Source organism: Pseudomonas sp. JAI120, from assembly GCF_014207255.1.
GTDB lineage: Bacteria > Pseudomonadota > Gammaproteobacteria > Pseudomonadales > Pseudomonadaceae > Aquipseudomonas.
On sequence record NZ_JACHCZ010000004.1, the window covers coordinates 323,877 to 338,079 of the forward strand.

Sequence of the window (14,203 nt, forward strand, 5' to 3'; positions counted from 1 at the left end):
TGACTAATGTTTGGTATCAGCTTCTCTGAACTGCTGCTCGTCGGCCTTGTTGCCTTGCTGGTACTGGGGCCGGAACGCCTGCCCGGCGCCGCGCGCACAGCCGGCCTGTGGATCGGGCGCCTGAAACGCAGTTTCAACGCCATCAAACAGGAAGTTGAACGGGAAATCGGCGCCGACGAGATTCGCCGCCAACTGCACAACGAACATATTCTGTCGTTGGAGCAGGAAGCCCGGAAGATTCTGTCCCCGGTACAGGAACCCACCAAACCGGTGGAGCCTGTGGCCGAGCACAGCATCGCGCCCGCGGTTGAAACTACGCCCGCCGCCCCGACCCCGACCGCTCCAACCGAGCCTGCGCCGACGCCTGTTGCGTCGCCCGCGCCCCATGATCCTACATTGCCGCCGCGAGCCCCATGAGCGCTGATAAACCGGAAAACGACCAGCATATGCCGCTGGTCTCGCACTTGACCGAGCTGCGGACCCGCCTGCTGCGTTGCGTGGCGGCGATCTTCGTGATCTTTGCCGGGCTGTTCGCCTTCACCCAGCAGATCTACACCTTCGTCTCCACGCCACTGCGCCAGTACCTGCCGGCCGGTGCGACGATGATTGCCACCGATGTGTCATCGCCGTTCCTCACGCCGTTGAAGCTGACCATGATGGTTTCGCTGTTCCTGGCGATCCCGGTGATCCTGCACCAGATCTGGGGCTTTATCGCGCCAGGCCTGTACAAGCATGAGAAGCGCATCGCGGTGCCGTTGCTGGTGTCGAGCATCCTGCTGTTCTACACCGGCATGGCCTTCGCCTACTTCCTGGTATTCCCGTTGATCTTCAAGTTCTTCGCGGCCGCCACTCCGGCCGGCGTGGAGATGATGACCGACATCACCAGCTACCTCGATTTCGTGATGACGCTGTTCTTCGCCTTTGGCGTCGCGTTCGAAATCCCGGTGGCCGTGGTGCTGCTGGTGTGGATCGGCGTGGTCAACGTGCAGTACCTGAAGAAGATCCGCCCGTATGTGATCATCGGTTGCTTCGTGGTCGGCATGATCCTCACGCCGCCGGACATCTTCTCCCAGACACTGCTGGCCGTGCCGATGTGGATGCTGTTCGAGATCGGCATCCTGTTCAGCGGCTTGATCAGCAAGCGTGGCGATCACCCGGATGACCAACCCGCCGACGACGACCAGCCGCCAGCGACCCAACCGTGAACCTGCTGTTGCTGTTCGATGCCGACTTTATCGCGGCCGACCGAGTGATCCTGCGTGATCGGCGCCTGGTGCATATGCAGGAAGTCCACCGCGCCGCCGTGGGCGAAAGCCTGCGGGTCGGGCGCCTTGGCGGGTTGATGGGCAACGCGCAACTGCTGCGCCTGGAAGCCCGCGAAGCCGAACTGCAAGTAAGCTTCGACCAACCGCCACCGGCCAAACTGCCCCTGACCCTGCTGCTGGCCTTGCCACGCCCGAAAATGCTGCGCCGGGTGCTGCAAACCGTGGCAGCCATGGGCGTGCCGAAAGTAGTGCTGGTCAACAGCTACCGGGTGGAAAAAAGCTTCTGGCAAACCCCCTTCCTGGAAACCGACGCCGTTCGCGAGCAACTGATCCTCGGCCTGGAACAGGCACGGGACACGGTGCTGCCGGAAATCGTTATCGAAAAGCGCTTCAAACCTTTCGTCGAAGACCGCCTGCCAACCATGACCGAAGGCACCCTTGGCCTGATCGGCCACCCCGGCGACTACCCACCCTGCCCCCGTGGGCTGGATGAGCCGGTCACCCTGGCCATAGGCCCGGAAGGCGGCTGGATCCCCTACGAGGTAGACCTGCTGGCCAAGGCCGGCTTGCAGCCGGTGCAATTGGGCGCCCGCATCCTGCGCGTCGAAACGGCCGTCACCGCCCTGCTCGCCCGCCTGTTCTGACAAGACCGCGGTCGGGGCTTGCTCCCACATTGGTACCGCGTCGCTACAGAATCCCGTGGGCAGGCCGATAACTCCTGAATAAGTCCAAGCCTTGTTCCAAGGGAGTTTGCAGCATGTATCGTTGGTTAGCCGAAAAACTGGGGAATGTCAGCGTCAAAACCAAGCTGGCCGTAGGCTTTGGCCTGGTATTGCTGTTGACCCTGATGATCACCTTCACTGGCTGGACCGGCCTGGGTGACGTGATCAACCGCGGTGACAAGCTGGGTTACATCTCCAGCCTCAACGGCCTGACCAAAGACCTGCGCCTGGCACGCCTGGACTATGAGATGCGCCGTGGCGAACAAGGCCCGACCGCGGTCAACGAATTGCTGAACCAGCTGGACAGTGGCTTGAAGACCGCACGCACCCTGATCGAACAACCCGCGGACACGGCCCTGGTCGATGAACAATTGGCCGCCGTGGACCAATACAAACGCGCGTTCAACGAGATGGTGCAGGCCGGCGCCAGCCGCGAAAATGCCCGCAGCAAGCTCGGCGACACGGCCGACAATGCAGTACTAAAGGTCGGCGAAGTGGAGAAATCCCTGCTGCAAGGCGACAGCGTCACGTTGTTCAACAGTGTGGTGGACCTGAGCAAGCTGATCCAGCAAGCACGCTTTCAAGTGCGCGGCTACACCTACAGCGGCAAGGTCGAAGCCGAGCAGCCGGCGCTGGATGCCATCGATAACGCCCTGAAAAAAATTACCAACCTCACCAGCCAGGTGCCTGATCAATATTCGGCCAACCTGCAACAGGCCAGCGTCTCGCTGCAAGCCTACCGCGCCGCTGTCAGCCAATACCGCGACTCTCAGGTGGCCAGCGCAGCGGCGCTCAAGACCATGTCTGCGCAGGGCGATATCCTGCTGGGCCACAGTGACAAACTGACGGTATCCCAGACGGCGGTACGCGATACGGATGCCGCGCAAGCCAAATACTTCCTGCTACTGGCTGCCGGGCTGGCGCTGATCTTCGGCCTGGTCGCGGCCTGGGCGATCACCCGTCAGATCATTATCCCGCTGAGCCAGACCCTCGAAGTTGCCGAGCGCGTTGCCTCGGGTGACCTGAGTCACAACCTCATTTCACTGCGCCAGGATGAATTGGGCCAACTGCAACGCGCCATGCAAAGCATGACTGTGGGCCTGCGCGAGTTGATCGGCGGCATCAGCGAAGGTGTCACCCAGATCGCCAGCGCCGCCGAGCAACTGTCGGCCGTGACCGAGCAGACCAGCGCCGGGGTCAACAGCCAGAAAGTCGAGACCGACCAAGTGGCCACCGCCATGAACGAAATGGCCGCGACCGTGCAGGAAGTGGCGCGCAATGCCGAAGAAGCGTCCGAAGCCGCCGCAGCGGCTGACCAGCAGGCCCGCGAAGGCGACAAGGTGGTCGGTGAAGCCATCGCCCAGATCGAACGCCTGGCCACTGAAGTCGGCAATTCCACCGTCGCCATGGCCGATCTGAAACGCGAAAGCGACAAGATCGGCAGTGTGCTCGACGTGATCAAGTCGGTGGCACAGCAAACCAACCTGCTGGCTCTCAACGCCGCGATTGAAGCAGCGCGGGCCGGTGAAGCCGGACGTGGCTTCGCAGTGGTGGCCGATGAAGTGCGCAGCCTGGCCCAGCGCACCCAGAAGTCCACCGAAGAGATCGAGGAACTGATTGCCGGCCTGCAAAGCGGCACCCAGCAGGTGGCGAACATCATGGACAATAGCCGTGGCCTCACCGATAGCAGTGTCGAGCTGACGCGCCGCGCCGGCAGCGCCTTGGAAAACATCACACGAACGGTATCGACCATCCAGGCGATGAACTCCCAAATCGCCACCGCTGCCGAACAGCAGAGCGCCGTAGCGGAAGAGATCAACCGCAGCGTGCTGAACGTGCGCGATGTGTCGGAACAAACGGCTGCCGCCAGCGAAGAGACCGCCACGTCTAGCACCGAACTGGCACGCCTGGGCACCCATCTGCAAACACTGGTCGGCCGCTTCCGGGTCTGACCCCCTCCCCGCGCGGCGACCTGTCCTGGGTCGCCGCCTGCGACCTCTGAAATTTCCTACGCGTTTATCAGCCCCACCTCTGCGCCAAGAGAACTAGCGTTCAATTCAGCTCAATGTGCTTGCGCATGTCGAGAACGCCCATTGTTCACTTGTCGGAGGTTAATCATGCTTCGTCGAATGACTCATCTGTTGGGTGACGCCAGTGTCACCCTCAAACTCGCCCTGGGTTTCTCCTTGGTACTGGCCCTGAGCTTCGTGATTGCCGTGACCGGCTGGCAAGCCCTGGCTGCGTCCCTTTACCGCTCGCAAACGCTGACCGTACTCGCGCAACTGGCGGTGGCTGGCGAAGAACTGCGGGCCGACAGAATCATTTACCGCACCCTGGACGACCCCACCAGCTTCAATCGATTGAGTGTGAGCACGGTAAAGATCGACGGGCTTCTGGTGGAGCTTTCCAGCCGGCTCAAAGTGCCAAAATCCATTGGGTATCTGCAGGAAATGGCCCGCATCAATGCAACGTTCAAAACCACCCTCAAAGACGTACCCTCACTGGTTGAGAAACGCGAAAACGCCCGAGAGCAACTGAAGCAGACCACCACGCGGACCGGTGATGTCCTGGCCCAACTCGCAAGCGATCTCCCGGACCAGGACGATACAAAGGCCCTGGATGCCATCGAAGACCTGCGCCAAGCCATCGAACAGGCCGAAGATCGTGCCCAGAGCCCTGCCTGGGCCGCCAGTTCGCTGGATGCCTACGCCCAGGCCGTCAGCGACGCCGAGCGCAACCTCGAACTCGCCCAGGCAGCCGTGGCAAAACTGCCGGTCGATAGCGGCGTGCTGAAAAACGCCGTGCTCAGCATTCGCACCCACCTGACACGCCTCAAGGACACCCAACTCGCCACCGAAAACACGCAAAACCAGTTGGAGCAGCAGTTGGATCAGTTGCTCGGGCAGAGTGATCTCTTGAGCCAGGACCAGACCCAACGACGCGACAGTGAAGCCGAGCAGGCCCGCACCCAAACCCTGGGCATTACTGCTGCTGCGTTGCTCTTCGGCGCCCTGGCTGCCTGGGTGATTGCCGGGCAAATCGTCAAGCCGCTGCGTAGGGCGCTGACAGTCGCCAATCGCATTGCCGAGGGCGACCTGAGCCAAGATGTGCAGACCCGACGCCGGGATGAGCTGGGCCAGTTGCAAAGCAGCATGACCCAAATGACGCTTAGCCTGCGGGGGCTGATTGGCAACATCAGCGACAACGCGAGGCAAATCGCCAGCGCTGCCGAAGAGCTTTCCACCGTGACCGAACAAACGCGTGCCGGGGTGAACAATCAGCGCGATGAAACCGAGCAGGTCGCAACCGCGATGAATCAGATGCTCGCCACCGCCCAGGAGGTTGCGCGCCACGCCGAGCAGGCGTCGATCGCTGCCGGCCAGGCCAATCAACAGACTGAACTGGGCGATCAGGTGGTGACGGATGCCGTGGCGCAAATCGAGCACCTTGCCCATGAAATGGCGCGCGCAGGCCAGGCCATGATAGGACTGCAACGGGAAAGCCAGAAAATCAGCAGCGTGCTGGATGTGATCAAGTCTGTGTCACAGCAGACCAACCTGCTGGCGCTCAACGCCGCGATAGAAGCCGCTCGCGCCGGCGAGGCCGGTCAAGGGTTCGCGGTGGTCGCCGACGAGGTGCGCGGTCTCGCCCAACGGACCCAGCAGTCCGCCGAGGAAATCGAAGAGCTGATTGGAGGCCTGCACAGCGGTACACAACAGGTGGCCGACATCATGGACTACAGCCGCACCCTGACCGACAACAGCGTCGGCCTGGCCCGCAACGCCGGGGACTCCCTCACGGAGATCGCCCGCACGGTGTCGGTCATCCAGGAAATGAACCCGCAGATCGCCGCCGCCGCCGAGGAGCAAAGTGCGGTGGCCGAAGAGATCAATCGCAGCGTATTGAAAGTGCGCGACGCCTCGGAGCAAGCCGCCGCCGCCAGTGAACAGACGGCAGCGGCCAGTATCGAGCTGGCGCGGCTGGGAACGGATTTGCAGCAGTGCGTGGGGCGGTTCAAGGTATGAACGCCCCGCGCCCTATAGCACTTGACGCAGGAACGCCTGGGCGCGCGGGTCTTTAGGCGCCGCGAAGAACTCGGCCGGGGCCGCATCTTCGAGCAACTTGCCATGATCGAAGAACAGCACCCGGTCCGCCACTTCACGGGCAAAGCCCATTTCGTGGGTGACGCAGACCATGGTCATGCCTTCCAGGGCCAGGGTCTTCATGACATCCAGCACTTCACCAACCATTTCCGGGTCCAGGGCCGAGGTGGGCTCGTCGAACAGCATCACCTTGGGTTCCATCGCCAACGCCCGGGCAATCGCCACGCGCTGTTGCTGTCCGCCGGAAAGCCGTGATGGAAACTCGTTGGCTTTCTGCGCAATGCCGACCTTTTCCAGGAGTGCCAGGGCCTTGGCTTCGCGCTCTTTCTTGCCGCGCTTGCGCACGACTTTTTGCGCCAGGCACAGGTTCTCCAGCACCGTCATGTGGGGGAACAGGTTGAAGTGCTGGAACACCATGCCGACTTCACGCCGATAGGCGTTCACATCGGTTTTCGGGTCGGCCAGTTGCAAGCCATCGATGCTCACCGAACCCGAATCGAACTCTTCCAGGCCATTGAGGCAACGCAGGAACGTGGACTTGCCGGAGCCGGACGGGCCGATCACCACCAGCACCTCCCCCTTGGCCACCTGAGTGGTCACATGGTCCACCGCGCGCACCACGTGCCCGCGGGTATCGAAGACTTTTACCAGATCGCGGACTTCAATCACTTTGCGCGAGCCTCCGCTCAAGCCGGCTGGCCATTTTCGACAGCGGCAGGTTGATCAGCAGGTACAACCCTGCAACGCAGAACAGGATTTCAAACGGCGAGAACGAGGTGGTGATCACTTCGCGACCGCTTTTGAGCAGCTCGGTAATGGCGATCACCGAGACCAGCGAGGTGTCTTTCACCAGACTGATAAATTGCCCGGCCAGGGGCGGCAGCACGCGCTTGAAGGCCTGCGGCAGCACCACATGGCGCATCGACTGGCTGGCGCTCAGGCCCAGGGAGCGAGCCGCCTCGTTCTGGCCACGGGTGATGGACTGGACACCCGCGCGGACGATTTCCGCCACATAGGCGCCGGTGAACAGCGACAGCGCGGCGATCCCGGCAAACTCCCGGGACAAGTTGAGCACCGTGCCGATAAAGAAATAGAAAATGAAGATCTGCACCAATAGCGGCGTACCACGCACCAGCTCGACGTAGATCGTCGACAGATCGCGCAGGGTCGGGTTAGTGGACAGTCGGCATAACCCGGTGGCAAGCCCAATCGCCAGGCCGAGGATCCCGGACACCACCGACAGCCACAACGTGGTCCACAAACCCCACATCAACGGGCCCAACGCCCAATGGCGGTTAACACCGATGACATCGCCTTCGGACACATCATCGCCGCGCGCCACTTGCAGGCTGTTGTCGGCCACACTCACGCGTTGTTCGACGCCGGCATCGTTGCGCAGGGTGACTTCGGCCACATCGCCTTTGCGGACCAGCTCGACGACAGTCGAGATGTCTGCGGCACGCTGGGCCTCTTCGGCCTGGTAGGCGAAGTATTGCGGCACACGGTTCCAGCGCCATTCGTAGGACATCAGCGAGGTGGCGTAATACAACGCGCCGGCCAGGCCAACCAGCACAACCACGGTCAGCAGGTGCCAGGGCCATTGGGCTTTTTTCTGTTTCATTTACTCAGCATCCAAAAGAATCGTGGCACGCACACCTGAGGTGGCGAGCGGGCTTGCCACATCAAGCCCCCTCACAACAGAAAACAGTCCCGCTTTATTCCATGTCCTTGAGCCACTCGGAGCTCTTGAACCACTTGTCATGGATGCGATCGTAGGTGCCGTCGTTCTTGATCTGGTGCAGGAAGTTATTGATGAAGTTGATGCTGTCGTAGTCACCCTTCTTCAAGCCGAACGCCAGCGGTTCAAAGGTGAAGGGTTCTTCGAGGAACACCAGCTTGCCGTTACCGACTTTTTTCTCGGCGACCACGTTGTACGGCGCGTCATACACAAAGGCATCGGCCTTGCCGTTGACCACGTCCAGCACACCTTCCTGCTCGTTGTCATAGCCGTGGTACTTGGCCTTGGAGATCAGCTTCTTGGCGACCATCTCACCGGTGGTGCCGAGCTTGGAGGTCAGGCGGTATTTCTCGTCGTTCAGGTCTTTGTAGGACTTGATGGTGCCTTCCAGCTCCTTGCGGATCAGCAGGGTCTGGCCGACTACGATGAAGGGTTCGCTGAAGTTCAGGCGCAGGTTGCGTTCCTGGGTCAGGGTCATGCCGCTGCCGATCATGTCGAACTTGCCGGTCAGGAACGCCGGGATGATGCCGTCATAGCCGGTGGACACCAACTCCAGCTTGACGCCCATGGACTTGGCCATGGCCTTGAGGATGTCGACTTCGAAGCCGATGATTTCCCCGCGCTTGTCGGTCATTTCAAACGGCATGTAGGTCGGGTCCATGCCGACTTTCAGCGTGCCGCGCTTGACTGCATCGTCGATGGCACCGGCCTGGGCGGCATTGGCCGCGACCAGCGCGGTGACGCCGAGCAGCAGCATCGAAAGATACTTTTTCATCATCAAGTCCCCTGAACGATTCTTATAAGGTCGGCGCGCAAAAGGGCTGCACCAATTCGGGGTGCGATCCTAACCCACTCATTGCCCGTCACAAAGGTTTCACGGGTAATTGTTATCTGCGTATGTCGGAAAAGCCCCACAACGGTGCGGCCAAATGCAGGGATAGACACTTGCGTCGGCCACATCGGCAACGGATTGATGTGTAAGAAGTTATGACTTCCAGTCAACCTCAACCATCCAGTCCATGTCCTTGAACCACTTGTCGTGCAAGCGATCGTAGGTCCCGTCCTGGGCGATCTGATTGAGGAAATGGTTGATCCAATTAAGGCTGTCAAAATCGCCTTTCTTCACGCCAAACGCCAAGGGTTCAAAGGTGAACGGCTGTTCAAGCGCCAGCAGCTCGCGGTTTTCCGGCAAGCTCAGGGCAATCAGGTTATACGGCGCATCATAAATAAAGGCATCGGCGGCGCCGTTCACCACTTGGCGCACGGCTTCCTGTGGCGTTGCAAAAGCGCTCAACCGCGCCGCCCCCAGGAATCGTTGCGCCGCTGCCTCGCCAGTGGTGCCTTGGACGGTGGTGACCCGGTAAGTGGCGTCGTCCAGGTCTTCAACACTGGTGACCTTGCCCCTCAGGCTGGGGTGCAGCAACACGGTTTGCCCCACCACGATAAAGGAGTCGCTGAAATTGAGCTTCAGGTTGCGCTCCTGGGTGACGGTCATGCCGCTGCCGATCAGGTCGAACTTTTTCGCCTGCAGCCCAGGCAGCAGCTCGGTGTAGGGCACGCTGACCAATTCAAGCTCGACGCCCAGGGCCTGGCTCATCACCTTGAGCAGGTCGATTTCAAAGCCAACGATACGCCCCTGTCTATCGGTCATTTCAAAGGGGATGTAGGTGGGCGTGGTGCCAACTTTCAGCACACCACGCCGAACCGCGTCGTCGATGGCACCGGCCTGCACCAGACCTCCGTGAATCAATGCAATAACGCCGATCAGCAATGCCGAACAATACCTTTTGATCATGAATCCCCCTGTGACCGAGTCAAATTTGGGGGGCGATCCTACCCCACTCACGGGCACGTAAATACGCCTCGAACAAGGGTCTTTTGTTTCGAAATAACAAGGAGTTAGGGCGATAAAGAAGAAGATGGAAACGCTGTAGGACCAGCGCTTCGAACGCCCCCGAAGTGAACCCTCGGGGGCGCCTGAATCAGGCCGGTTGGGCCTGGGATGACAGCGGTTGCAGCGGCAGCAAAGGCGCGTGCGGGTCGGCCTTGATCGAATCACGCCAGGCAGCGAGCCACTCGGCATGCCCTTCGCTCCAGATCTGCTCGTGCAAGCGGGCCAGGGCTACCGGGTCGCTGAGCAACGCCAGGCGTTCGCCGTTGTTGAGGCCGGCAGGGCCGACTTTCAACGCGTGGCGCACACGTTCGGCACGCAGGTACTCGATCGGCTCGGCCTGACCGTGACGCGAGGTTGCCAGGGCACAGGCCAGGGCGTTCTGCTGCGGGTCGACCACCGAGCGCACAAAGCCATCTTTCAGCGCGTGCCAACGGTTTTCGTGGGTGTACTTGTCGGTGGACAGCAACGCCTGCGGCGGATTGTACTCCTCAGGGATCAGGAACAGGCTCTCGTCGCGGGACTTCAAGCCGAGGTTGACCCGGCTGGAAATCACCGACACCGGGATCGACAGCATCAACGAACCCACGATCGGTACCAGCCACCACAGGAAGCTCGGGTTCAGCCACACCACCAGCAGCGCCCAGAAGAAGCCCAGCAAGGTCTGCGTGCCGTGACGCTTGATCGCTTCGCCCCACGGCGTGGAGTCGTCGTCCCGCTGCGGCGAGTTCCAGGTCGCGGCCCAGCCGAGGAACGCGGCGAGCACGAAACGGGTGTGGAAAATCATCCGCACCGGCGCCAGTAGCATGGAGAACAGCATCTCCAGCAGCATCGACATGGTCACCTTGAACTTGCCGCCGAACTCTTTAGCGCCCTTGGCCCAGATCAGGATGATGCTCAGCAATTTCGGCAGGAACAGCAGCACGATGGTGGTGGAGAACAGCGCCACCGCCTTGTCCGGATGCCATTGCGGCCACAGCGGGTACAACTGGCGTGGCGCCATGAAGTACTGCGGCTCCATCAGGGTGTTGACCGCCAGCAAGGCCGTCGACAGCACCAGGAACAGGAACCACAACGGTGCCGACAGGTAGGACATCACGCCGGTCAGGAACACCGCGCGGTGCACCGGGTGCATGCCCTTGACCAGGAACAGGCGGAAGTTCATCAGGTTGCCGTGGCACCAGCGACGGTCACGCTTGAGTTCATCCAGAAGGTTCGGCGGCAGTTCTTCGTAGCTGCCCGGCAGGTCGTAGGCAATCCACACGCCCCAGCCGGCACGGCGCATCAGCGCCGCCTCAACGAAGTCGTGGGACAGGATGGAACCTGCGAATGCACCTTTACCCGGCAATGGCGCCAAGGCGCAGTGCTCGATAAACGGTTTCATGCGGATGATCGCGTTGTGACCCCAGTAGTGGGATTCACCCAGCTGCCAGAAGTGCAGGCCGGCGGTGAACAGTGGGCCGTACACGCGGGTGGCAAACTGCTGCATGCGCGCATACAGGGTGTCCATGCCCGACGCACGTGGCGCGGTCTGGATAATCCCGGCATCCGGCGTGGCTTCCATCAGGCGCACCAGGCTGGTCAGGCATTCGCCGCTCATCACGGAATCGGCGTCGAGAACGACCATGTACTTGTAGTCACCGCCCCAACGACGGCAGAAGTCGTCGAGGTTGCCGCTTTTACGCTTCACGCGACGGCGACGGCGGCGATAGAAGATCTTGCCGAAGCCACCCGCCTCACGGCAGACGTCGAGCCAGGCTTGCTGCTCGGCGATGCAGATGTCGGCTTCGTTACTGTCGCTGAGCACAAAGAAGTCGAAACGATCGAGATCACCGGTAGCGGCCACCGATTCGAACGTCGCGCGCAAACCGGCGAATACGCGCGGCACGTCTTCGTTGCAGATCGGCATGACCAGCGCGGTGCGCGCGTCTTTCGGGATCGGCTCATCGCCGGCACTTTTACCGGAAATCCGGTATTTATCGTGGCCGGTGAGCAGTTCGAGGAAGCCCATCAATGCGGTCCAGAAACCGGCCGAGACCCAGCAGAACAAGATCCCGAACATGATCAGGATGCTGGTTTGCAGGGCGTAAGGCAGCACCTGAGTGGCGGTTTGCAGCAGGGTCTGGCTGCGGATTTCGTCGAAGTCGACCAGCGACCAGCCTTGGTACGGCATGATGCCTTTCATGTACCAGCCGGCCACGATGGTCTGGCCGAGCATCAGCACCAGCAGAATGTAACGCCGAATCGAACCCACGGTACGCCAGCGGGCTGCCGGCAATACGCGCTCATCCTTCGGCGGCGCCGGCGGATTGCTGCGGCCGGTGATCCGACGCCAGCCGCGCACCAGGATATTGGTGCGCCAGGGTTCAGGCACCACGCGGGTACGCCGAATCGGCGGCGTGGCTTTGAGGCACACGCGGCCACTGGCGTCGAGCCCCAGCATTTCAGCGTCTTGCAGCTCTTCAGCCGTACTGAGGGTCAACCGGCGACCCACCGACGCCTGGGCGGCGTCGACAGGCGCATCAAACACTTTGGACGACAAGCGCTCATGCAACTCGGTGAAGGATGTGCAGCCCGCCAACTCGGCGCGCTGCTCAGCGGTCATCGGAAGATGCGCCAGGTACTCGGACAGAGTCTCTGGCTGGATTTGAGAATTACTCATCGGCAGGCAACTGATAGCTCCAGGTTTCGGTCAGGACTTGCTCGGTCTTGATCGGCTCCGGTGTGGCTGGGGCAGCTTCTGGCTGCTTGGCTTCCTTGTCTTTCGCGTCTTTCTTGGCCTGTTTCTCGTGTTGCTTGGCCAGGACCTTGTCGGCCTTGAGCACTTGAGTCGAAACCTTCTCGGGCTCGGGCTGCACGATGTCCTGCACCAGCGACGCACGCATCTCGGTAGGCTTGCTTGCGTCCTTGATCTTCAGGCGCAGGGTCAGGCGCCAGCCTTTGGTGTGCTCGTTGTAACGCACGCTGTTTTCTACCAGTTCAGCGTTGTCACCCACGCTCACCTGGCTGCGTACCGGGGCGTCCGGCAGCAGTTTTTTCAGGGCCGGGCCTTCGAAGTCCACCAGGTACGCGACGCTGCCATCCGGCTGACGGATCAGGTTGGATTGCTTCACGTCACCGGTGGAGCGCAGGGTCTGCTTGACCCAGGCGCTGTCCGGCGAGTGGAACGCGGCGTCGTCGAGGGTCCAGTGCAGGCGATAGGCTACGTCGAGGGGCTTGCCGACTTCCGGCAATTCGGCCGGGCTCCAGAATGCAACGATGTTGTCGTTGGTTTCGTCGGCAGTCGGAATCTCGACCAGGTCGATGGAACCCTTGCCCCAGTCGCCTTCAGGCTCGATCCACGCGCTTGGGCGCTTGTCGTAGTTGTCGTCGAGGTCTTCGTAGTGGCTGAAGTTGCGACCGCGTTGCAGCAGACCGAACCCACGCGGGTTTTCCACGGTGAAGTTGCTGACCGACAGGTGTTTAGGGTTGTTCAGAGGGCGCCAGATCCACTCGCCATTGCCGGCATGGATCGACAGGCCGCTGGAGTCATGCAGCTCGCGACGGTAATTGAGCACCTTGGACGGCTGGTTGGCACCAAACAGGAACATGCTGGTCAACGGGGCAACGCCCAGCTTGCTGACCTTGTCACGCAGGAACATCTGGGATTTCACATCGACAACCGTGTCGGTGCCCGGACGCAGGATCAGGCGATAGGCACCGGTGGCGCGTGGCGAATCCAGCAAGGCGAAGATCACCAAGTGCTTGTCACCCGGTTTTGGACGCTCGATCCAGAACTCGGTGAAGCGCGGGAATTCTTCACCCGACGGCAGCGCGGTATCGATCGCCATGCCACGGGCGGACAGGCCATAGACCTGATCCTTACCGACGACGCGGAAATAGCTGGCGCCGAGCATGGTCATGATTTCGTCTTGCTTGTCGCCCTTGTTGATCGGGTACAGCACACGGAAACCGGCATAACCCAGCTGTTCGGTGGCTTTAGGATCAAACTTCACGCCGCCGAAATCGAAGCGAGCCGGGTCGTATTTGATTTCCTGGACGCTGTCGGCGGTCACTTCGTTGATTTTCACCGGTGTATCGAAATGCATACCCTGGTGATAGAAGGACAACTTGAACGGGGTGTTTTGATCGGCCCATTCGGCTTTTTCGTTGCGGAAACGAATCTTTTGGTAGTCCGCGAACTTCATTTCGCGGAATTCGTTCGGCAGATTGCTGCGCGGAGCTTCGTATTTCTGCCCGGCCAGCTCTTTTGCCTTGGCCGACACATCGTCCAGACTGAATGCCCACAGTTGACCCGCGCCGAACAGGCAAAACAGGGCAGAGCCCGTCACCAGTGCGTTTCGTAACCGTTTGGCAGACAATTTTGGTGCATTACAGGGACTAACAATCACGAGCAACCCTCGCCGAAAACAGATCAAAAAACCAACGGCCAGCTATCTATATGCCAGGTTGGCGAGCATTGTTCCGACTCCCCTGGGGCAAAA

The 14,203-nt window shown here is 60.9% G+C and carries 11 protein-coding genes and 1 pseudogene; 6 read left to right on the plus strand and 6 right to left on the minus strand.

The window, feature by feature from the left end:
• Positions 1–6: 6 nt before the first annotated feature.
• From tatB to HDC32_RS22465, 6 genes and pseudogenes are all read left to right on the plus strand, one after another.
• Positions 7–417 carry a Sec-independent protein translocase protein TatB gene (tatB, locus tag HDC32_RS22445; protein ID WP_131696881.1) on the plus strand — a complete coding sequence of 137 codons (411 nt, stop codon included), beginning with the start codon at positions 7–9 and terminating at the stop codon, positions 415–417.
• Entirely contained in the window at positions 414–1,205 is a 792-nt protein-coding gene (tatC, locus tag HDC32_RS22450) for a twin-arginine translocase subunit TatC (protein WP_027605034.1), read from the plus strand. Before tatB ends, tatC begins: the two co-directional genes overlap by 4 nt.
• The gene (locus HDC32_RS22455; RefSeq protein ID WP_184745482.1) at positions 1,202–1,909 is read left to right on the plus strand and encodes a 16S rRNA (uracil(1498)-N(3))-methyltransferase; all 708 of its coding nucleotides are present in this window, start codon (positions 1,202–1,204) and stop codon (positions 1,907–1,909) included. Before tatC ends, HDC32_RS22455 begins: the two co-directional genes overlap by 4 nt.
• Before the next feature lie 203 nt (positions 1,910–2,112).
• A pseudogene (locus HDC32_RS32515) lies at positions 2,113–3,081 on the plus strand (methyl-accepting chemotaxis protein); the annotation flags it as partial.
• A 144-nt stretch (positions 3,082–3,225) separates the two neighbouring features.
• Positions 3,226–3,939, plus strand: coding sequence for a methyl-accepting chemotaxis protein (locus tag HDC32_RS32520; RefSeq protein WP_409438555.1), 714 nt, complete (start codon positions 3,226–3,228; stop codon positions 3,937–3,939).
• A 165-nt stretch (positions 3,940–4,104) separates the two neighbouring features.
• Entirely contained in the window at positions 4,105–6,012 is a 1,908-nt protein-coding gene (locus tag HDC32_RS22465) for a methyl-accepting chemotaxis protein (protein ID WP_184745484.1), read from the plus strand.
• 12 nt (positions 6,013–6,024) lie between these two features.
• Here the strand turns inward: HDC32_RS22465 and HDC32_RS22470 are convergent, their stop codons facing one another.
• The 6 genes from HDC32_RS22470 to HDC32_RS22495 form a co-directional block, all read right to left on the minus strand.
• On the minus strand, positions 6,025–6,759 hold the full coding sequence (locus tag HDC32_RS22470; protein ID WP_027605038.1) for an amino acid ABC transporter ATP-binding protein: 735 nt from the start codon (positions 6,757–6,759) through the stop codon (positions 6,025–6,027).
• On the minus strand, positions 6,752–7,711 hold the full coding sequence (locus HDC32_RS22475) for an amino acid ABC transporter permease (protein WP_184745486.1): 960 nt from the start codon (positions 7,709–7,711) through the stop codon (positions 6,752–6,754). Before HDC32_RS22475 ends, HDC32_RS22470 begins: the two co-directional genes overlap by 8 nt.
• Before the next feature lie 94 nt (positions 7,712–7,805).
• Complete coding sequence (locus tag HDC32_RS22480; protein WP_041160821.1) at positions 7,806–8,603, minus strand: transporter substrate-binding domain-containing protein; 798 nt, start codon at positions 8,601–8,603, stop codon at positions 7,806–7,808.
• Positions 8,604–8,813: 210 nt separating this feature from the next.
• The gene (locus HDC32_RS22485; RefSeq protein ID WP_184745487.1) at positions 8,814–9,623 is read right to left on the minus strand and encodes a transporter substrate-binding domain-containing protein; all 810 of its coding nucleotides are present in this window, start codon (positions 9,621–9,623) and stop codon (positions 8,814–8,816) included.
• A gap of 187 nt (positions 9,624–9,810) precedes the next feature.
• The gene (gene mdoH, locus HDC32_RS22490) at positions 9,811–12,381 is read right to left on the minus strand and encodes a glucans biosynthesis glucosyltransferase MdoH (RefSeq protein ID WP_167655607.1); all 2,571 of its coding nucleotides are present in this window, start codon (positions 12,379–12,381) and stop codon (positions 9,811–9,813) included.
• Positions 12,374–14,110, minus strand: coding sequence for a glucan biosynthesis protein G (locus tag HDC32_RS22495; protein ID WP_311771979.1), 1,737 nt, complete (start codon positions 14,108–14,110; stop codon positions 12,374–12,376). The genes mdoH and HDC32_RS22495 overlap by 8 nt, the downstream gene beginning before the upstream one ends.
• Positions 14,111–14,203 lie beyond the last annotated feature (93 nt).

Excerpts from the sequence above, each read along its gene's own strand:
- HDC32_RS22475 (WP_184745486.1), bottom strand. The coding sequence starts at position 7,711 with ATGAAACAGAAAAAAGCCCAATGGCCCTGGCACCTGCTGACCGTGGTT.
- tatC (WP_027605034.1), top strand. The coding sequence starts at position 414 with ATGAGCGCTGATAAACCGGAAAACGACCAGCATATGCCGCTGGTCTCG.
- mdoH (WP_167655607.1), bottom strand. The coding sequence starts at position 12,381 with ATGAGTAATTCTCAAATCCAGCCAGAGACTCTGTCCGAGTACCTGGCG.
- HDC32_RS22465 (WP_184745484.1), top strand. The coding sequence starts at position 4,105 with ATGCTTCGTCGAATGACTCATCTGTTGGGTGACGCCAGTGTCACCCTC.
- HDC32_RS22480 (WP_041160821.1), bottom strand. The coding sequence starts at position 8,603 with ATGAAAAAGTATCTTTCGATGCTGCTGCTCGGCGTCACCGCGCTGGTC.
- tatB (WP_131696881.1), top strand. The coding sequence starts at position 7 with ATGTTTGGTATCAGCTTCTCTGAACTGCTGCTCGTCGGCCTTGTTGCC.
- HDC32_RS32520 (WP_409438555.1), top strand. The coding sequence starts at position 3,226 with ATGAACGAAATGGCCGCGACCGTGCAGGAAGTGGCGCGCAATGCCGAA.
- HDC32_RS22485 (WP_184745487.1), bottom strand. The coding sequence starts at position 9,623 with ATGATCAAAAGGTATTGTTCGGCATTGCTGATCGGCGTTATTGCATTG.